The following is a 17,751-nucleotide window of genomic DNA, read 5'->3' as shown; positions in this document are numbered from 1 at the left end:
CCGGGCTGAGCGGGCGGACTGGCCCTGAGCGGGCGGAAATTCGGGCGACGGGCGCCGGGCGGGCGATTAGCGTGGCCCGTCATGAGTGCTGACGTCCGGCCGATCGCCGCATCCGAACTCCCCGACTGGCTGCACACCGTGAACACCGGTTTCCTGAACGCCGCCAGAGCGACCGAGTCAGACGTGGCCCAGTTGGCCAAGTACTACGACCTCGGCCGCGTCCAGGGCGGGTTCGACACCGACACCGGCCGCTGCGTGGCGGCCTTCCGCTCCTTCGCGCAGGAGCTGACCGTGCCCGGCGGGGCGGCCGTCCCGGCCACCGCGGTCTCCAACGTCGGCGTGCTGCCCACCCATCGCCGCCAGGGGCTGTTGTCCCGGATGATGGCCGCCGAGTTCGCCGCGGCCCGGGAGCGCGGCGACGTGCTGGCGACGCTGATCGCCGCCGAGTACCGGATCTACGGGCGGTACGGCTTCGGCCCCGCCGCATCCGTCTCGGAATGGGAGATCGACGTACCGCGCACCGGACTGGACCCTCAGCTGTCCGCGCCCGCGGACGGCGGGCGGATCGAGATGGTGGACGAGGCCGAGGTCCGGCGGATCGGCCCGGAGCTGCACGAGCGGCTGCGGGCGCTGACGCCCGGCATGGTGGGCCGGGACGAGCGCTGGTGGCGGCTGATGACCGGCCTGGAGACGGTCTCGTACCGGCCGCGCACGGAGAAGTTCCACGCCGTGTACCGGACGGCGGCGGGGGAGGTGGCCGGACTCGTCCTCTACACCGCCGACGACCACTGGACGGACGCGAAGATCCCGCAGAACACCGTCCAGGTCAGGGACCTGCTGGCGCTCACCCCGCAGGCGCAGCGCGCGCTGTGGCAGTTCCTGTGCTCCATCGACTGGGTGACCAAGGTCCGCACCGGCTACCGGGCCCCCGACGACCTCGCCCCCCACCTGCTGCCCGACCCCCGCGCGGCCCGGGTGGTCACCGCGGCGGACTTCCTGTGGGTGCGGGTGCTGGACGTCGTACGAGCGCTGAGCGCGCGGACGTACGAGGTGCCGGGGGTGCTCGTACTGGAGGTGACGGACGCGGCGGGACCGGCCGCGGGCCGCTACCGGCTGGACGCGGGCAGCGGCGCGTGCGCACGGACGCAGGAGCCGGCGGACCTGCGGCTGGACGCGTCCGCGCTGGGCGCGCTGTACCTCGGCGACGAGTCGGCGGTGCGCCTGGCCGAGCTCGGGCGGGTGACGCAGGAGCGGCCGGGGGCGGTCGCGCTGGCGGACGCGGTGTTCCGTACCGCGCGCCGCCCCTGGTGCCCGGACGTCTTCTGAGGCAGGCCCGGCGCCGGGGGCGCCCGGGTACGGCGGCCGTATCGTCGCCATGGACGGCTGTGCGTGGACGCCACGCTCTTTCACGGATGAGGACTGAAATTTTTTGACGCCTTCGATGGATTCGACGTCACTGGTGCAGGCCCTGCGCGCGGCGGGCTGCGTCTTCGCTGAAGAAGAGGCGGCGCTGCTGGGCGGGGCCGCCCGGGACGAGGCTCACCTGGCCGGGCTGCTGGCCCGCCGGGTGGGCGGCGAACCGCTCGAACACGTCGTGGGCTGGGCGGAGTTCTGCGGACTGCGCATGGAGGTGGGCGAGGGGGCCTTCGTGCCGCGCCGGCGCACCGAGTTCCTGGTCGAGGAGGCGGTGGCGCTGGCCGCGCCCGGCGCGGTGGTGCTCGACCTGTGCTGCGGAGTCGGCGCCCTGGGCGCGGCGGTGGCGGCCCGGTTCCCGGGCGGGGTGGAGCTGCACGCGGCGGACATCGACCCGGCGGCGCTGGCGTACGCGCGGCGCAACGTGGCCCCGTACGGAGGCCGTGTGTGGGAGGGCGACCTGTACGCGCCGCTCCCGGCGTCCCTGCGGGGCCGGGTGGACGTGCTGGTGGTCAACGCCCCGTACGTGCCGACGGAGGAGATCGAGCTGATGCCGTCGGAGGCGCGGGACCACGAGCCTCTGGTCTCGCTGGACGGCGGGCACGACGGCCTGGACATCCACCGCCGGGTCGCGGCGGGCGCCCTGCCCTGGCTGGCCCCGGGCGGCCACCTGCTGATCGAGACGAGCGCCCGCCAGTGGCCGTCGACGGCGGCGGCCCTGACGGCGGCGGGGCTGGCGACCCGGGTGGTCACCTCGGAGGAGCTGTACGCGACGGTGGTCATCGCGACGGCCTGAGCCGACAGCCCCGGAAACCCGGCCCCGGAAACTCGTCTGGGCGGGGCTGTCACATCGGTGGGGTGCGGCGGGTCAGAGCAGTGAACGAGACGGGAAACCCGACCGGAGCGAGCATCGCGCCGGCGCCCGTCCGAGGGGAGCCCGGATGTCCACCACCGCTGTTGTCTTCGCCCTGGCCGGCGCGGTCATGGTCGGTTTCTCGTCCTACTCGGTCTTCGCCAAGGCGCCGTACGTCGTCGGGCCGCTGGCCGAGTACGGGGTCCCGCGCTCGTGGTGGACCTGGCTCGGACTCGCCAAGGCGGCCGGGGCGGTGGGCCTGGTGGTCGGCCTCTTCGTGCCGCTCGTCGGTGTCGCCGCCGCGATCGGGATCGCCCTCTACTTCGCGGGGGCCGTGATCACGACGTTCCGCGCGAAGGCGTACGCACACGCCGTCTTCCCGGTCGTGTACGCGGCCCCGGCCGTCGTCGCCCTGGCGCTCGGCTTCAGCGGCTGAGCCCACGGATCTTCAGCGGGCCTGCTCGAACCGGGCGCGGCCGGCAGGCGTCGTAGCCCGGGGGAAGATCCTTCACGGCGGCTGCGCCGCCGACTGGAGCACAGGGGGCGACGGGGATGACCGAGCGCGCGGATACGTCAGGGCCGGGTACGGGAACGGGCGCGGGTACGGGCGCGGTGCTCGGGCCACTGCTCTGGGCACTGCTCGGGCTGGCGTTGCTGGCGCTCTCCGCGGTCCCCAGCCTCGCGGTCCCCGGGCAGCTCGCCGTCGAGACGGCCTTCCTGGAGGCCCGGCCCTGCGCCGACGAGCCGGCGGCGGACGCCACGACGGACTGCCTCCGCACGGTCCGGGGGACGGCCCGCTCCGCCCAGTACGCCAAGAGCGCCCGGGCCGTGATGTACCAGGTGCAGCTGCGGCCTCCGGTCCCCGCCCCGGCCGACCGGCCCTTGAACCTCGACCCGGACGGCCCGCTCGCGGAGCGCATCCAGCCGGGGGACACGGTGGAGGTCACGACCTGGGGGAACCTCCTGGTCGCCGTCAGCCACGACGGGGTCCGCGAGACGCTCCCCGGGCTCCCGGACGAGGACCCCGCCATGTCCGTCGGGTTCACCCTGATCGGCGTCTGGCTGGCGGCCCTTGCCTTCGCCGCCTCGCTCGGCAGCGCCCGCCGCACCCGCGCCCTCGCGGCCGGCCGCCCCTTCGTACCGCCGGTCCGGTTCGGCCCGGCGAAGTGGGCCGGCGTGCTGGTCGTCCCGCTCGCCGCGGGTTTCCTGTCGGGCAGCGTCTGGGACGGCTGGACGGCAGTGGCGATGACGGTGGCCCTCTCGTCACTGATAGCCGTCCCGGCCACGATCGCCGCCCTGCGCTGGGACCGCGACGAGGCCGGCCCGGCGGGGGACGGTGGCCGTGACGGCGTGTGAGTGCTAGCGATAGATGCCACCGGTGATGCCCACCGACCAGGGCCGCTCTCTGCGAGAGCACCGTTCGACCTGGACGTTAAAGATCAAGCTGGAGTTACTCGGAGCGGGGACCGGCCAGTTGCTCGGCCACGAAGAGCCAGCCAGCCGCTCGGCGTGCAGGCGGCGGGTGGATCGACCTCCATGCCGAGCTCGGCGATGGCGACCGCGTAGTCCACCTCCTCCAGGCCGAGGGCGAGCAGGTCGCGTATCTCACCGACGAGGCGCGCCAACAGGGTCGGGTCGGCCGAGCGGGCTTCGCCTAGGCGGTGCCGCAGCCGGCCGGGCGGGCTGGGCGTAGGTGCGGATCTGCTGCTCGGCGATGGACAGGGCCCAGGGACGGGTATGCCAGGTGTGGCGCAGGTAGGCCGTGAGGGCAGGGCCGGGCCGCTCGACCGTGTCCTCGGCGGCGGACTGGCCGGTGTAGGCGCTGATGACCTGGTCGAGCTCACCGTATCGGCGGTCGAATTCCCGCGGCTTCATGGACATGGTCGTGTGCCTCTGGCCACCGATGGATCGCCTGCTCGTTGCGGGTGACGACCTGCTGGGCGGCCCACTGGGCGGTTTCCCGGGCGGGGTAGGTGGCGGATCTGGTGAGCATGTGGCTTTCCCTGTTCGGCTGGTCGGTTCAGATGTTCTGGAAGTTCCAGAACACGGCGACTTCGTCCTCGTTCACGGCGATCAGCCCGGCGTCACAGTCGTACCCGCTGAAGGGGTTGAAACTCAGAGCGGATTGCTTGCGGAAATCAGGACGGCCGCCCTTCCAGCCGAGGTTGGTGTAGAAGCGGGTGTCGTCCGGGAAACGTGACAGGATCGCCTCGGCCCGGCCATCCATGTGCGGCCCGCGCTCCTCCCAGCCCGGCAGCAGGGAAGGGTCCGAGAGCGGTCGGACTGCGAGCAGGACGAGCAGCGACGGCACCGAGGACCGGGGGAGCTCAGTCACCAGCGCCCGGTAGCGTTCTGCGTCCGCGGATGTGGAGGGTGTCTCCAGCCACGGGAACAGCGGGTCCTCCCGGCGCTCCTCCTCGCCGTCGTAGGGGTCGATAGATTCCCAGCCTCGTGGGTCCTGCGTTTCGAGGCGCATGATCGCCCCGGCGTCCAGCCACCACTCGTCGTGCTCGCGCGCAGCGACGCCGACGAACGTGCATACCCACTGGTACAGCTTGAGAGCGTCCGTCCACGCTTCCGAGGTCAGGGGTTCCATGTCCTCACAGTCCTTCATGGTCCACCTCCACTTGTCGAAGAGCGTGGATGCCGTCACCTCAGCGGAGATAGGGGCGCCAGCCCTTGCAGGTCCTGCACGGAGAGGAACCCGGCATGACGGGAGACGTGCGAGCTGCTGCAAGCGAGTCGCTTGCAAAAGTTAGCAAGGTCGGGCAGGATCGGAGCATGGCATCGCTCAACGTCGGAAACCTCGGCGAGTACCTCCGTGAGCAGCGTCGGCAGGCCCAGCTTTCGCTGCGGCAGCTGGCCGAGGCGGCGGGGGTGTCGAATCCGTACCTGAGCCAGATCGAGCGCGGGCTGCGCAAGCCGAGCGCGGACATCCTCCAGCAGCTGGCCAAGGCGCTGCGGATCTCCGCGGAGACGCTGTACGTGCAGGCCGGGATCCTGGACGAGCGGGATCCGGACGAGGTGGAGACGCGGGCCGTCATCCTCGCCGACCCGTCCATCAACGAGCGGCAGAAGCAGGTGCTGCTCCAGATCTACGAGTCGTTCCGCAAGGAGAACGCGCTCGATGCGCCCGCCGCGCCCGCCGACGGGATGCCGTCGGAAACGAACCGAAGTTGATCCGGGAGGACCAGCACATGGCCATCGCCGATGACCTGAAGAAGACCCTCACCGACCCCACCCCCCTCTACTTCGCCGCCGGCACCGCCGACCTGGCCGTGCAGCAGGCCAAGAAGGTGCCGGGGCTCATCGAGCAGCTGCGCGCCGAAGCGCCCGCGCGGATCGAGGCCGTGAAGAACACCGACCCGAAGGCCGTGCAGGACAAGGCCCGGGAAGCGGCCAAGGAGGCGCAGGAGGCGGTCACCGCCAAGGTCGCCGAGGTGCTCGGCGCGATCGACGCGAAGAAGCTCGGGGAGACCGCGCAGGACCTGGCGCTGCGTGGTGTCGGCGTGGCGGCGGAGTACGCGGTGCGCGCCAAGGAGACGTACGACAAGGTCGCCGAGCACGGCGAGCAGGCCGTACGGGCCTGGCGGGGCGAGGTCTCCGCGGAGATCGTCGACATCGCCGTGGTCGTCGAGCCGGAGGCCGCGCCGGAGCCCAAGGCGGAGCCGGTCGCCGCCGAGGAGAAGCCCGCCGCCAAGAAGCCCGCCGCGCGCAAGAGCACGGCCAAGAAGACCGCCGCCGCGGCGGACGACGCGAGCTGAAGCAGCACAACGGTATGAACCACGACGGGCCGGGCACCCTTGAGGCGCCCGGCCCGTTGTGGTTCATGAAGGGGCCCGGGCCGGTAGCGTGGAGTCGGGCGGCACGTGACGTGCGAAGTGCGAGCAGGAGAAGGCGGTCGGAGCGATGCTGATGGACGGGTTCGATCGAGGCGTGATCCCGATGCTCGGGCTCGTCATGCTGGTCCTCGCCGTCGTGGCCTTCGTGTTCGCGCTGCTGGCGCGCGAGGACGCGTACCGGGCCGCCGAGAAGCAGACCAAGACCTTCTGGCTGGTCATCCTCGGCATCACGGTGCTCGTGGACTTCTTCCTGGGGATGCTGTTCCTGCAGATCGCCGGTCTGGTCGCCACCATCGTGTTCTTCGTCGACGTGCGCCCGGCCCTCAAGCAGGTCTCGGGCGGCGGCCGACGCGGCGGCAGCAGCAGCGACGGGCCGTACGGACCGTACAACGGCGGGCGGTAGCGCTCCCCGTTCGTCCGCTCGCGCCCGGCGCGCCCGGCGCGGGGTCGGCATGCCCGGCTCGGGGTCGGCACGCCGGGGCCCGGGCTGAGGCTCGCCGCCCGGCTCAGCCTTCGGCGCGGGAGAGCAGGACCAGGGCCACGTCGTCGGTGAGCTCGCCGCCGTTGAGGCGCCGCGCCTCGGTGACGGAGGCCTCCAGCAGGGCCTCGCCGCTCAGGCCGCGGTCCAGGTGCCGGTTGATCATCTCCACCATGCCGTCCTGGCCCAGGCGCTCCTTGCCCTCGCCGATCCGGCCCTCGATCAGGCCGTCGGTGTAGAGCATCAGGCTCCAGCTGCCGCCGAGCTCGACCTGGCGGCGGGGCCAGCGGGCCTTGGGCAGCAGGCCGAGCGCGGGGCCGTTGTTCTCGTACGGGAGGAGCTGCGCTGGGCGGCCCGGCCTGGAGATCAGCGGGGCGGGATGCCCGGCCAGGCACAGGCCCGCGCGGCGGCCGTCGGGGGCGATGTCGACCGTGCAGAGGGTGGCGAAGATCTCGTCGCCCGGGCGCTCGACCTCCAGGACCTCTTGCAGCGTGGCGAGCAGATCGTCACCGCACAGGCCGGCCAGGGTCAGGGCGCGCCAGGCGATGCGGAGCTCGACGCCGAGGGCGGCCTCGTCGGGGCCGTGGCCGCAGACGTCGCCGATCATGGCGTGGACGGTGCCGTCGGGGGTGCGCACGGTGTCGTAGAAGTCGCCGCCGAGGAGGGCGCGGCTGCGGCCGGGGCGGTAGCGGGCCGCGAAGCGGAGGTCGGAGCCCTCCAGCAGGGGGGTGGGGAGGAGGCCGCGTTCCAGGCGGGCGTTCTCCTGGGCGCGCAGTTTCGATTCTGCAAGTTTGTACTGGGCGATGTCCGCCCGCTTTCTCTCGACCGCGTAGCGGATGGCGCGGCTCAGCAGCCGGCCGTCGAGCTCGTCCCGGAAGAGGTAGTCCTGGGCGCCGACCCGGACGGCCTCGGCCGCGTGCTCGACCTCGTCCTCCCCGGTGAGCACCAGGACGGCGTGGTGCGGGGCGATGCGCAGCACCTGGCGCAGGGCCGTCAGCCGGTCGACGGTGGTGGTCGTGGCGGCGGGGGTGGCAGTGCCGATGCCGATGCCGCCCGAGGCTCCCGGGGTACGGGCACCGGTGTCCGGGAGGGCCAGGTCGAGGAGGATGCAGTGCACGTCGGGCGTGAGCAGCCGCTCGGCCTCGGTGAGGTTGCGGGCGGTGCGGAGCCGGATGCGGTGGCCGTCGGTGTCGAGGATCTCGGGGACGGTGAGGCCGCCGGCGGGGTCGTCTTCGATGACGAGGAGGGTCAGCGGGGTCGTCTGCGCGGTCGCCTGGGCGACGCCGATGGCAGTGGCGGTGGCGGGTGCGGCAGCTGGCGCTGCCGCGCCGTTCAGAACGGCCTGACCGCTCTCCGCGGCCGGGGTGTCCCTTTGCCGGGGTACGGGTGCGGGCATCGTCTCCGGTTCCTTCCCTCCCCCCGAGGGTGCGCTCGTCCGCCAGACCCTAGCGGCCGGGCCGGGTAAGCGGAATGCCGCTGAGTGTGAGGGCCTCCGGCATATGCCGCCATCACGGGGGAAAATCGGCCTCATGGATGACAAACGTCACGACGGGGCCGTGTTCCGTCCCGCCTAGCGAGACGTACCGAACCCCCGGATGGTTGCCTCCCGACGCCGGCCTGTCACAGCCCGTCGCCGCTCGCGGCGCGGCCCGCCCAATCCAGCCCCGCCGGCGTTTGAGGCGCGGGGTCGGGGGCGGAGCCCCAGCACCGCCGCCGCCCCGGACATAACCCGGCCGGGACATAACCCCGGCCCGGACAGGACGCCGCACGCGCGGCGGGCCCGCACCCGTGCGGCGGGCCCGCACCCGTGCGGCGGGCCCGCACCCGTGCGGCGGGCCCGCACCCGTGCGGCGGAGCCGCACCGCACCCGCGCGGGCGGGCCCGCACACCACGCCGAGCAACCCCGCAGGGGCTACGCGTCGGGGCGGACCACCGCCTTGATCGGCATGGAGCCCGCGCCCGCCAGCGTTACGTTGCGGCCGGGGCGCGGGGCGTGGACCATCGCGCCGTCGCCCACGTACATCCCGACGTGGCTCGCGTCGTCGAAGTAGATGATCAGGTCGCCGGGGCGCATGTCCTTGATCGCGACCTTCGGCAGGCGCAGCTGCTCCTGCGAGGTGCGCGGGATGCCCTTGCCCGCCGCCCGCCAGGCCTGGGAGGTCAGCCCGGAGCAGTCGAACGAACCCGGGCCCGTGGCGCCCCACACGTACGGCTTTCCCATCTGGGCGGTCGCGAACTGCACGGCGCGCTTTCCGGCTTCCGAGGCCGCGTTGTTGACGTCCTTCATCGCGCCCGTCGACAGCCACGCCTTCTGCGCCTGGTACTGGGCTTCCTGCTCCAGCTGGATCAGCTTGGCCTTCTCCTCGGCCTCCAGCTTGCTCTCCAGCTCCTCCGCCGCCTTGATCTTCTGCTCGACCTGCTTCTTGGAGTCCTCCTGCTTGATCCGGTTGGCCTCCAGCGTCGCCCAGCGCGTGCTCGCCTCCTGGGCGTACTGCTGCAAGTCGCTCTGCGTCCGGTTCAGTTCGGAGAGCAGGTCCGACGTGGCCTTCTCGCCCTGGCGCAGCCGGTCCGCCCCGTCGAGGAACTGGCTCGGGCTGTCGCTCAGCGCCAGCTGCGCGCCCGGCGGCAGTCCGCCCGAGCGGTATTGGGCGCGGGCGGCGGCGCCCGCGCGGCTCTTCAGGGTGGTGATCCGCTCCTGGCCGGCGGCGACCTGCTTGGCGATCTCGACGATCTTGTCCGACTGGGTCTTCGTCTCGGCCTCGGCGAGGTTGTACGCGTCGGTGGCCGTGCCCGCCTGCCGGTAGAGGTCCTCGATCTCCTTGCGCACCTGCTCAAGGGACTTGACGCCCGGTTCGGGCGGCGGGGCGGCGAACGCCGTGCCGGTCGCGAGACCCGGTGCGGTCAGCACCGCCAGCGCGCACAGCAGTACGAACGAGCTCGCGCCTCGACGTCGCCTTACGGCCCCCATGGTTCCCCCAGGCACCCGAGTCGGATCTGGTATCAGATCTGACTATTCATCAGTAACTTTCCACTGCCTTCGGGATGGTGCCACGACTCGATGAATTCCAACAGCCTTGTGGACGGCTGTCCGATCTTGTCCGCCCCAACGGAGGCCGTCCGCCGCCCAGCGGACGCCGCGCCCCCGCCCCCCGACGCCCAACGGCCCGCCCGGACCCCCGGTTCACCGCCGCGCCCCCTTCACCCCATCGGGCGCAACGCCTCCCAGCGGACCGTCAGTTCACCCTGCCGCCACCGGCCCGGCCCGTCCGCCAGCGGCCAGTCGCCGGACAGCGCCCGCGCCGTCCGGATCCAGCGCTGCCGCGCCCCGTACGAGGCGTACGGCGCCGCCGCCGCCCACGCCCGGTCGAAGTCCCGCAGGAACGCGTGCACCGGCTCACCCGGCACGTTGCGGTGGATCAGCGCCTTCGGCAGCCGCTCCGCCAGGTCCGAGGGACGCTCCAGGGAGCCCAGCCGGGTCGCGAACGTCACCGTGCGCGGCCCCTCCGGGCCCAGCGCCACCCACACGTGCCGCCGCCCGATCTCGTCGCAGGTGCCCTCGACCAGCAGCCCGTCCGGGGCCAGCCGCGCGCACAGCCGCGCCCAGACCTCCGCGACCTGCTCCTCGTCGTACTGGCGCAGTACGTTCGCCGCGCGGATCAGCGAGGGCCGCGCCCCCGCGTCCAGGGGCACCTCGAAGCCGCCGTGCCGGAAGCTCAGCCCTTCCCGCTCGTACGGCTTCGCCCCGGCGACGCGCGCCGGCTCGATCTCGATGCCCACCACCTGGACCCGCGGGGCCACCTCGCGCAGCCGCGTCAGCAGCTCGACCGCCGTCCAGGGGGCCGCGCCGTAACCGAGGTCCACCGCGACCGGCGCCTGCGCGCGCCGCAGCGCGGCCCCGTGCGCGGCCGCGATCCAGCGGTCCATCCGGCGCAGCCGGTTCGGATTCGTCGTCCCGCGCGTCACCGAGCCCACGGGGCGGCCGGCGGCGCGGCCGGGCGCGCGGCCGGGGGGCGGGGTGGTGCGGGAGGTCATGGGCCGAGGGTATGCGCAGCGCCCGCACGGCAGGAAAATCCGGCCGCGCCCGCCCCCGTACGGGGCTCCGCACGGCAGGAAAATCCGGCCGCGCCCGCCCCCGTACGAGGCTCCGCCCGGCATGAAAGACCGGCCGCGCCCGCCCCGTACGGGGCTCGGCGGAGGGCTCCGCCCCGGGAAGGCCCCGGTAAACCACCGGCAAAATCGCGGACCCCGGAATGCGGGGGACCGCCTTCCGGGTTGCACTCCTTGCAGGGCGCCTTCCGCGCCCCCGCCGTCATGCCGTCCGGGCGTCGTGCGCGCGGCCGTCCTAGCCGAGAGGAACCGCTCCCTTGAGCCAGTACGTGTCCCGCCTCAGCGGCCGCCTCGCGGCCGCCCGCGCCACCCGCCACGAGCCGCCGCGGCTGCGCCTGCCGACCGTCGGCCACCACCGCAAGCCGCGCCGCGTCGCCATGCTCAGCGTGCACACCTCCCCGCTGCACCAGCCCGGCACCGGTGACGCCGGCGGGATGAACGTCTACATCGTGGAGCTCGCCAAGCGTCTCGCCGCGATCAACATCGAGGTCGAGATCTTCACCCGGGCCACCACCGGCGGGCTGGCGCCCGTGGTCGAGCTGGCTCCCGGGGTCCTCGTACGGCACGTGGACGCGGGCCCGTACGAAGGCCTCGCCAAGGAGGAGCTCCCGGCGCAGCTGTGCGCCTTCACCCACGGCGTCATGCAGGCGTGGGCCGGCCACCGCCCGGGTTACTACGACCTCGTCCACTCCCATTACTGGCTCTCCGGCCACGTGGGCTGGCTCGCCGCCGAACGCTGGGGCGTGCCGCTCGTCCACGCCATGCACACCATGGCCAAGGTCAAGAACGCGGCGCTGGCCGAGGGGGACACTCCCGAGCCCGCCGCCCGCGTCATCGGCGAGACCCAGATCGTCTCCGCAGCCGACCGGCTCATCGCCAACACCGCCGAAGAGGCCGACGAGCTCGTCCGGCACTACGAGGCCGATCCGGCCAAGGTGGCCGTCGTCCACCCCGGCGTGAACCTCGACCGCTTCACCGTCGGCGACGGCCGGGCCGCCGCCCGCGCCCGCCTCGGCCTGCCGCAGGACGCCGTCATCCCGCTCTTCGCCGGGCGGATCCAGCCGCTGAAGGCCCCGGACATCCTGCTGCGCGCCGTCGCCGTCATGGTCGAGCAGGACCCCTCGCTGCGCCGGCGCCTCTTCGTCCCCGTCGTCGGCGGCCCCAGCGGCAGCGGTCTCGCCAAGCCGGAGGGCCTGCAGAAGCTCGCCGCGAAGCTGGGCATCGCCGAGCTCGTGCACTTTCACCCGCCGGTCGCGCAGGACGGGCTCGCGGACTGGTTCCGGGCGGCGTCCGTACTGGTCATGCCCTCCTACAACGAGTCCTTCGGGCTCGTCGCGATAGAGGCCCAGGCCACGGGCACGCCCGTGCTCGCCGCCCGCGTCGGGGGACTGCCCGTCGCGGTCAACGACGGGACCACGGGGATCCTCGTAGCCGGGCACGACCCCGTGGACTACGCGCGCGAACTGCGGCGCTTCGTGGACCAGCCCGGCCTCGCGGACCGGATGGGCGCCGAGGCCGCGCGGCACGCGCAGTTCTTCGGCTGGGACACCGCGGCCAGTGGCACGGCCGACGTCTACACGGCCGCCATGCACGATCACCGCCGTCGCGTACGCTCGCACCATGGCTGACGCTGACACCGCAGAGATCGCCTCGACCATCGAAAGCGCCCTGGACGGCGCCGAACTGAGCTGGGAGAGCCCCGAGCCGGGCTCCTACGTCGTCCAGCTCCCCGGCACCCGCAAGCTGAGCACCACCTGCTCGCTGCGGGTCGGCCGGCACTCGCTGTCGGTCAACGCCTTCGTGATCCGCCACCCCGACGAGAACGAGGCGGGCGTCCACCGCTGGCTGCTGGAGCGCAATCTCAAGCTGTACGGCATGGCGTACGCCGTGGACCGCCTCGGCGACATCTACCTGACGGCCAGGCTCCCGCTGTCGGTCGTCAGCCCGCAGGAGCTGGACCGGCTGCTCGGCACGGTCCTGGAGGCGGCCGACGGCTCCTTCAACACCCTGCTGGAACTGGGCTTCGCGAGCGCGATCCGCCGCGAGTACGAATGGCGCGTGTCCCGCGGCGAACCTACGTACAACCTGGACGCCTTCAAGCACCTGACGCAGCCGTCCTGAGCGAGCGGTCCTCCCCGGCGAGCGGCGCGTTACGCGTCGGCGCCGGCCGGGAGCGGGGCGCCGGCCGTGGGCGCCGCCCCGGCGTCCTGCCCGGCCACCGGCGCCTGCGCCAGATTCCGCATCAGCAGCCAGTAGCCGGCGCCGGCCACCGTGCCCAGGACAGCGGTCGTGCCCCACAGCCAGCCCGCCCCCAAGTGGTCGATGACCGTGCCCGCCAGCAGCGGGGCCACCAGCGAGGCCACGGCCCACGACATCGTGTACATGCCCTGGTAGCGGCCGCGTCCGTGCAGCGGGGAAAGACGGACGACCAGGCTCATCTGGGTCGGCGAGTTGACGATCTCGGCCAGGGTCCAGACGCAGACGGTCAGGGTGAGGATCCCGACGGAGCCGCCGAAGGCCGTGAGCCCGAACCCGTACCCCGCCAGCAGCGCCGAGAGGACCAGCAGCTTCTGCGGGTCGCGGTGCTCGATGAACCGGGTGACAGGGATCTGGAGCAGCACGATCAGGACCCCGTTGACGGCGATGACCAGCCCGTAGTCGCCGGTGGAGAAGCCCGCGGACCCCATCGCCAGCGGCAGGCCGAACGAGCCCTGCATGAAGATCAGCGCGATCAGGAACGACAGCCCGACCACCCCCATGTAGCGCCCGTCGCGCAGCACCGTGCCCAGGCTGACCTCCGCTTCGGCGGCCACCTGCGCCGCGTCGCCCTTCTCGGGCCGGGACTCGGGCAGCTTCACGTACACGAGCACCGCGCAGACCAGCGTCAGGACGGCCTCGCCCAGGAAGCCGGCGAGGTAGCTGTACTGGGCCACGAACCCGGCGACGGTCGCCGAGACGGCGAAGCCGAGGTTGATCGCCCAGTAGTTGAGCGCGAAGGCCCGGACCCGGTCCTCGGGGCGGACGATGTCCGCCATCATCGCCTGGACCGCGGGCCGCGAGGCGTTGGACGTCATGCCGACCAGCAGGGCGACCGACGCGATCGCCGCCGGGTGCTCCATGAAGCCCAGCAGGGCGACGGAGAACGCGGTCGAGATCTGCGCGGCCATCAGCGTGGGCCGGCGCCCGAGCCGGTCGGTCATCACCCCGGCGGCCAGGGAGGAGATCACACCGCCGAGTCCGTGGAGCGCGACGACGAGGCCGGCGAAGGAGGCGGAGTAGCCCCGTTCCACGGTCAGGTACAAGGTCATGAAGGTGGCGACGAAGGCCCCGAGGCGGTTCACGAGCGTGCTCGTCCACAGCCACCAGAACTCGCGGGGCAGGCCGGCGACGCTCTCCCGGGCAGCCCGTCTCAGGCTCGCAACGGACATAAGGAATCCCCCCGGAGGTGTAAGCGTCACTCGACCTCCACGCACATTACGAGTGGTCGTCCCTCCACGCCAGTCAATTGACGCGCGCCGTCAATCGGCGGGCCCGGGCGCAGGCGCCCCACACCGCGCGCGGGCGCGCCCGCCCGTCCATTAGGCTCGTACGCATGGCCGACGCACCGTACAAGCTGATCCTCCTCCGCCACGGCGAGAGCGACTGGAACGCGAAGAACCTGTTCACCGGCTGGGTGGACGTCAACCTCACCGAGAAGGGCGAGAAGGAGGCGATCCGGGGCGGTGAGCTGCTCAAGGACGCCGGCCTGCTGCCCGACGTTCTGCACACCTCCCTCCAGAAGCGCGCCATCCGCACGGCGCAGCTCGCGCTGGAGTCCGCCGACCGCCACTGGATCCCGGTGCACCGCTCCTGGCGCCTGAACGAGCGCCACTACGGCGCCCTCCAGGGCAAGGACAAGGCCCAGACCCTCGCCGAGTTCGGCGAGGAGCAGTTCATGCTGTGGCGCCGCTCCTACGACACCCCGCCGCCGGTCCTCGAGGACGGCACGGAGTACTCGCAGTCCGACGACCCGCGCTACGCGTCCATCCCGCGCGAGCTGCGTCCGCGCACCGAGTGCCTCAAGGACGTCGTCGAGCGCATGCTGCCGTACTGGTACGACGGCATCGTCCCGGACCTGCTCGCGGGCCGCACGGTCCTGGTCGCCGCGCACGGCAACTCCCTGCGCGGCCTGGTCAAGCACCTGGACGGCATCTCCGACGCCGACATCACGGGCCTGAACATCCCGACCGGCATCCCGCTCGTCTACGAGCTGGACGCCGACTTCAAGCCCCTGAAGCCGGGCGGCACCTACCTCGACCCGGCCGCGGCCGCGGCCGCCATCGAGGCCGTCAAGAACCAGGGCAAGAAGTAACCCTCAGCCACGAACGAGCCCCCCACCTGCCGTTTCCCGGCGGGTGGGGGGCTTCTCGTTGCCCTGGGGCCGCGCCGGTGGCCGTCAGACGTGGCGCTGGCCCCGGGCCGTGATGCGCAGCGCCACCAGCAGCCACGGCGCGGGTCAGGGCACCGGTCAGGCGGACGCCTCGCGGCGGGGCGTCTTTCGTGTCCTCGCCCCGGCGACGATGAGCGCCAGACCCGCCACGGCGACGCCGAGGTAGGCGGCGGACGGGAGGGCGACGAGTTTGTGCAGCCAGCCCCACTCCGTGCCGAAGAAGGCCTGCGAGGTGAAGCTGACGAGCCCCTGGGCTCCTACGACGTAGCCGATGCTCTCGGCGGTGTACCCGATGGTTGTTCGCACGGATCAACCCTCTCGCGGCCCCGCCGCAGGATCGTCCTCACCAGGGCGGAAAGCTCAGTAGGCCGAAGGATGCAGTCGCGTCGTATGCGGCCCGGCCGTCCGACCGGGACCTGGGCCGTCTCTTCCGGCTCTTGCCGGGCCCGCGCCGCCCGGCACCGCACCTCGCCGCGTTGTCGGGGCGCCCGAGTACGTCCCGTACACGGGCGCCCCTCCGCCTTGCGATGCACGGCACCGGACGACGCGGGCTCAACCGACAAGATCCGAAAGAGACGACCTAGGTCCAATGGCGCATGGCGCCGGCCGGTCGGGGTCGTCAGAGTGGCGGCCATGGAACCTCTCGACCCCGACCGTACCGAGGCCTATCTGCGCCGCCTGGGGGCGGCGCGGCCCGAGCGGCCCACGGCCGCGTCGCTGCGCGAGCTGCACTTGCGGCACCTGCGCGCCGTGCCGTTCGAGAACCTGGCGATCCACCTCGGTGAGGATCTCGTGCTGAGCCGGGACGCCGTTTTCGACAAGATCGTGACCGCCGGGCGCGGCGGTATCTGCTACGAACTGAACGCGGGTTTCGCGGAGTTGCTGGGGGCGCTCGGCCACCGGGTCGAACTCCTCCAGGCCCGGGTGTACGGCAAGGACGGCGCGCTGGGCGTCCCGTACGACCACCTGGCGCTGCGCGTCGACGGGCGCTGGCTCGCGGACGTGGGGTTCGGCGACCACAGCGCCCACCCGCTCGACCTGGACGAGCCGGGTGAGCAGAAGGATCCCGGCGGGGTGTTCCTCGTACGGCCGGCCCCGGACGACGCGCACAGCGGCGGCGGTGGTGGTGACCTTGAGGTGCTGCGCGACGGCGTGCCGGCGTACCGGCTGGAGACCCGCCCCCGGGCGCTCGCCGACTTCCTGACCGGCGCCTGGTGGCACCGCACCAGCCCCCAGTCCGGCTTCACCAGGGGCCCGGTCTGCTCCCGGCTCACCGAGGGCGGCGGCCGGATCACCCTGCGGGAGCGCACCCTCATCACCACCGCCGCGGACGGCGACCGCACGGAGGAGGAGCTGGCGACCGACGACGAGGTACGAGCCGTCTACCGCGCCGAGTTCGGCATCGTGCTCGACCGGCTGCCCGTGCCGCTGCACCCCCGGCCCTGAGCCGGCCAGGTGGGGCGGAGCCCGCGCGGTCCGGACGTCGGGGGACGGCCTCCGGCCACTTTCGACCAAGTCAGCTCTGTCCGTCTTCCGCCGCAGTTAGCCTGACAGCTTGATCACCATTCGTGTTGGGGAGGCAGTGGTGAAAGACCGACAGGGCAGGGAGCTCGTCCCTGGAGATCCAGTGACCGTTTACTCCACGAGCGACCGGCCGTTCCACTTGCACGGTTCTCATGGCGTCGTGTTGAGCCTCGGGATCAAGCGGGTGAAGGTCGAGCTCACCCGAGCCGCTTTCGAGAGCAGCGACGGGAAGGTCGAGACGTTCCTGCCGTCCGATCTGGAGTACGGCCACGAGGGCACGCCGAGGAACGCGGACAAGATGGTGGAGACGATGCTGGAGATCCAGCGCGTACCCGTGACCGATGCGGCGGCGCTGGCGGTGGAGGGTGGCGTCATCACGAAGGCGCAGGCCGACCAGCTCGTCCGGCTCTGGCACGACCACACCGCGGCGAAAGCGGCCTGGCGCATGACCGGCTGAGCAGGTCCTCTGCTCGAAACGGGCCCTGTGCTCGAAACAGCCCCCTGCCTGCGGTCTTCCCGCGGATCGGGGGCTTTTCGCCGTCTCCTGACAGATCGGCTCCGCGGGGTCAAGTCCCGTTTTCCCGTGTCATGACGGGCCGGGTCGCCGTCCCGCCTACTGGAGGCACGGCCACGCCGCACACGCGGCGGGCCGGCCAGGAGAACGGACGCACAACGCACAAGGAGCAGTCATGTCCTACGACCTTCCCACCCCGGCCGACGTCCAGTCGAAGCGGCGGATCGCACGCTTCGGGATGGCCCTGACCTCGGCCGTCTTCATCTCGGGGGCCATCGCGCTGCCGGCGACCGCTGCGACCACGACGTCCGCGGCGACCGCGCCTTCGACCCAGCTCTCGGTCACCAGCATCCGCTCGCACGACCACCGGGACCGGGAGCCCGGCGGGGATGTCTTCCGGACCTGTACGTGCAAGCACGGCTCCGGCTCCGTCTGGCGGGACACGTGGGACCGGGACACATGGGACCGGGACGTGCTGTGCGTCAGGCCCCACAAACACGACACGGTGAAGCGCCACGGCTGGCCGATCGACAACGGCCCGCACTTCAGATGGATGCCGGAAAGGTGATCCCTCCGGGCAGGGGCCGCGGG

21 protein-coding genes and 1 pseudogene are annotated in these 17,751 nt (G+C 72.5%); 13 read left to right on the top strand and 9 right to left on the bottom strand.

Going from position 1 to position 17,751, the window contains the following annotated elements:
- The first annotated feature begins 81 nt into the window (after positions 1–81).
- The 4 genes from AC07DU_RS08660 (at position 82) to AC07DU_RS08645 (ending at position 3,622) form a co-directional block, all read left to right on the top strand.
- Entirely contained in the window at positions 82–1,326 is a 1,245-nt protein-coding gene (locus AC07DU_RS08660) for a GNAT family N-acetyltransferase (protein WP_360894261.1), read from the top strand.
- Positions 1,327–1,441: 115 nt separating this feature from the next.
- Complete coding sequence (locus tag AC07DU_RS08655; protein WP_479110377.1) at positions 1,442–2,209, top strand: putative protein N(5)-glutamine methyltransferase; 768 nt, start codon at positions 1,442–1,444, stop codon at positions 2,207–2,209.
- Between the two features lie 145 nt (positions 2,210–2,354).
- Positions 2,355–2,702, top strand: coding sequence for a DoxX family protein (locus AC07DU_RS08650; protein ID WP_360894255.1), 348 nt, complete (start codon positions 2,355–2,357; stop codon positions 2,700–2,702).
- A gap of 116 nt (positions 2,703–2,818) precedes the next feature.
- Positions 2,819–3,622 (top strand): hypothetical protein, encoded by an 804-nt coding sequence (locus AC07DU_RS08645; protein WP_479110375.1) that lies wholly within the window; start codon positions 2,819–2,821, stop codon positions 3,620–3,622.
- 83 nt (positions 3,623–3,705) lie between these two features.
- On the opposite strand, the gene AC07DU_RS08640 is transcribed toward AC07DU_RS08645, so the two are convergent.
- The 4 genes and pseudogenes from AC07DU_RS08640 to AC07DU_RS08625 all read right to left on the bottom strand — a co-directional run bounded on the left by AC07DU_RS08640 (position 3,706) and on the right by AC07DU_RS08625 (position 4,862).
- The gene (locus tag AC07DU_RS08640) at positions 3,706–3,891 is read right to left on the bottom strand and encodes a hypothetical protein (RefSeq protein WP_479110373.1); all 186 of its coding nucleotides are present in this window, start codon (positions 3,889–3,891) and stop codon (positions 3,706–3,708) included.
- Entirely contained in the window at positions 3,872–4,147 is a 276-nt protein-coding gene (locus AC07DU_RS08635) for a hypothetical protein (RefSeq protein WP_479110452.1), read from the bottom strand. The genes AC07DU_RS08640 and AC07DU_RS08635 overlap by 20 nt, the downstream gene beginning before the upstream one ends.
- Before the next feature lie 16 nt (positions 4,148–4,163).
- Positions 4,164–4,259, bottom strand: a pseudogene (locus AC07DU_RS08630) (RNase A-like domain-containing protein); the annotation flags it as partial.
- 27 nt (positions 4,260–4,286) lie between these two features.
- The gene (locus AC07DU_RS08625; protein ID WP_479110371.1) at positions 4,287–4,862 is read right to left on the bottom strand and encodes a hypothetical protein; all 576 of its coding nucleotides are present in this window, start codon (positions 4,860–4,862) and stop codon (positions 4,287–4,289) included.
- A 185-nt stretch (positions 4,863–5,047) separates the two neighbouring features.
- On the opposite strand from AC07DU_RS08625, the gene AC07DU_RS08620 reads away from it, so the two are divergent.
- The 3 genes from AC07DU_RS08620 (at position 5,048) to AC07DU_RS08610 (ending at position 6,511) form a co-directional block, all read left to right on the top strand.
- Positions 5,048–5,446 carry a helix-turn-helix domain-containing protein gene (locus AC07DU_RS08620; RefSeq protein ID WP_360894246.1) on the top strand — a complete coding sequence of 133 codons (399 nt, stop codon included), beginning with the start codon at positions 5,048–5,050 and terminating at the stop codon, positions 5,444–5,446.
- 17 nt (positions 5,447–5,463) lie between these two features.
- Positions 5,464–6,030 carry a hypothetical protein gene (locus AC07DU_RS08615; protein WP_360894243.1) on the top strand — a complete coding sequence of 189 codons (567 nt, stop codon included), beginning with the start codon at positions 5,464–5,466 and terminating at the stop codon, positions 6,028–6,030.
- Between the two features lie 145 nt (positions 6,031–6,175).
- A complete protein-coding gene (locus tag AC07DU_RS08610) occupies positions 6,176–6,511 on the top strand; it encodes a DUF2516 family protein (RefSeq protein WP_360894240.1) in 336 nt (111 codons plus the stop codon).
- 103 nt (positions 6,512–6,614) lie between these two features.
- On the opposite strand, the gene AC07DU_RS08605 is transcribed toward AC07DU_RS08610, so the two are convergent.
- From AC07DU_RS08605 to AC07DU_RS08595, 3 genes are all read right to left on the bottom strand, one after another.
- Positions 6,615–7,982 carry a PP2C family protein-serine/threonine phosphatase gene (locus AC07DU_RS08605; RefSeq protein WP_479110369.1) on the bottom strand — a complete coding sequence of 456 codons (1,368 nt, stop codon included), beginning with the start codon at positions 7,980–7,982 and terminating at the stop codon, positions 6,615–6,617.
- 516 nt (positions 7,983–8,498) lie between these two features.
- Positions 8,499–9,554 carry a C40 family peptidase gene (locus tag AC07DU_RS08600; protein ID WP_453289070.1) on the bottom strand — a complete coding sequence of 352 codons (1,056 nt, stop codon included), beginning with the start codon at positions 9,552–9,554 and terminating at the stop codon, positions 8,499–8,501.
- A 230-nt stretch (positions 9,555–9,784) separates the two neighbouring features.
- Positions 9,785–10,618 carry a class I SAM-dependent methyltransferase gene (locus AC07DU_RS08595; RefSeq protein WP_479110367.1) on the bottom strand — a complete coding sequence of 278 codons (834 nt, stop codon included), beginning with the start codon at positions 10,616–10,618 and terminating at the stop codon, positions 9,785–9,787.
- Between the two features lie 332 nt (positions 10,619–10,950).
- Here AC07DU_RS08595 and mshA point away from each other — a divergent pair, with 332 nt between their 5' ends.
- Both mshA and AC07DU_RS08585 read left to right on the top strand, forming a co-directional pair.
- Entirely contained in the window at positions 10,951–12,321 is a 1,371-nt protein-coding gene (gene mshA, locus AC07DU_RS08590; RefSeq protein WP_479110365.1) for a D-inositol-3-phosphate glycosyltransferase, read from the top strand.
- Positions 12,314–12,814: a type III secretion system chaperone family protein gene (locus AC07DU_RS08585; protein ID WP_360894225.1), complete on the top strand. Its 501-nt coding sequence runs from the start codon at positions 12,314–12,316 to the stop codon at positions 12,812–12,814. The genes mshA and AC07DU_RS08585 overlap by 8 nt, the downstream gene beginning before the upstream one ends.
- A 29-nt stretch (positions 12,815–12,843) precedes the next feature.
- Here the strand turns inward: AC07DU_RS08585 and AC07DU_RS08580 are convergent, their stop codons facing one another.
- Positions 12,844–14,121, bottom strand: a complete 1,278-nt coding sequence (locus tag AC07DU_RS08580) for an MDR family MFS transporter (RefSeq protein ID WP_479110363.1) — start codon at positions 14,119–14,121, stop codon at positions 12,844–12,846.
- A gap of 164 nt (positions 14,122–14,285) precedes the next feature.
- Here AC07DU_RS08580 and AC07DU_RS08575 point away from each other — a divergent pair, with 164 nt between their 5' ends.
- Positions 14,286–15,044, top strand: coding sequence for a phosphoglyceromutase (locus AC07DU_RS08575; protein WP_479110361.1), 759 nt, complete (start codon positions 14,286–14,288; stop codon positions 15,042–15,044).
- Positions 15,045–15,200: 156 nt separating this feature from the next.
- Here the strand turns inward: AC07DU_RS08575 and AC07DU_RS08570 are convergent, their stop codons facing one another.
- Entirely contained in the window at positions 15,201–15,428 is a 228-nt protein-coding gene (locus tag AC07DU_RS08570; RefSeq protein WP_479110359.1) for a hypothetical protein, read from the bottom strand.
- Between the two features lie 327 nt (positions 15,429–15,755).
- Here AC07DU_RS08570 and AC07DU_RS08565 point away from each other — a divergent pair, with 327 nt between their 5' ends.
- The 3 genes from AC07DU_RS08565 to AC07DU_RS08555 all read left to right on the top strand — a co-directional run bounded on the left by AC07DU_RS08565 (position 15,756) and on the right by AC07DU_RS08555 (position 17,728).
- Positions 15,756–16,568: an arylamine N-acetyltransferase family protein gene (locus tag AC07DU_RS08565; RefSeq protein WP_479110357.1), complete on the top strand. Its 813-nt coding sequence runs from the start codon at positions 15,756–15,758 to the stop codon at positions 16,566–16,568.
- 238 nt (positions 16,569–16,806) lie between these two features.
- Positions 16,807–17,103 (top strand): hypothetical protein, encoded by a 297-nt coding sequence (locus tag AC07DU_RS08560; RefSeq protein WP_360894212.1) that lies wholly within the window; start codon positions 16,807–16,809, stop codon positions 17,101–17,103.
- Between the two features lie 232 nt (positions 17,104–17,335).
- Positions 17,336–17,728 (top strand): hypothetical protein, encoded by a 393-nt coding sequence (locus AC07DU_RS08555; RefSeq protein WP_479110355.1) that lies wholly within the window; start codon positions 17,336–17,338, stop codon positions 17,726–17,728.
- The last annotated feature ends 23 nt before the right edge of the window (positions 17,729–17,751 follow it).

It is taken from the genome of Streptomyces sp. NPDC045695 (genome assembly GCF_056432025.1).
This window is presented reverse-complemented; position numbering and strand designations above follow the sequence as displayed.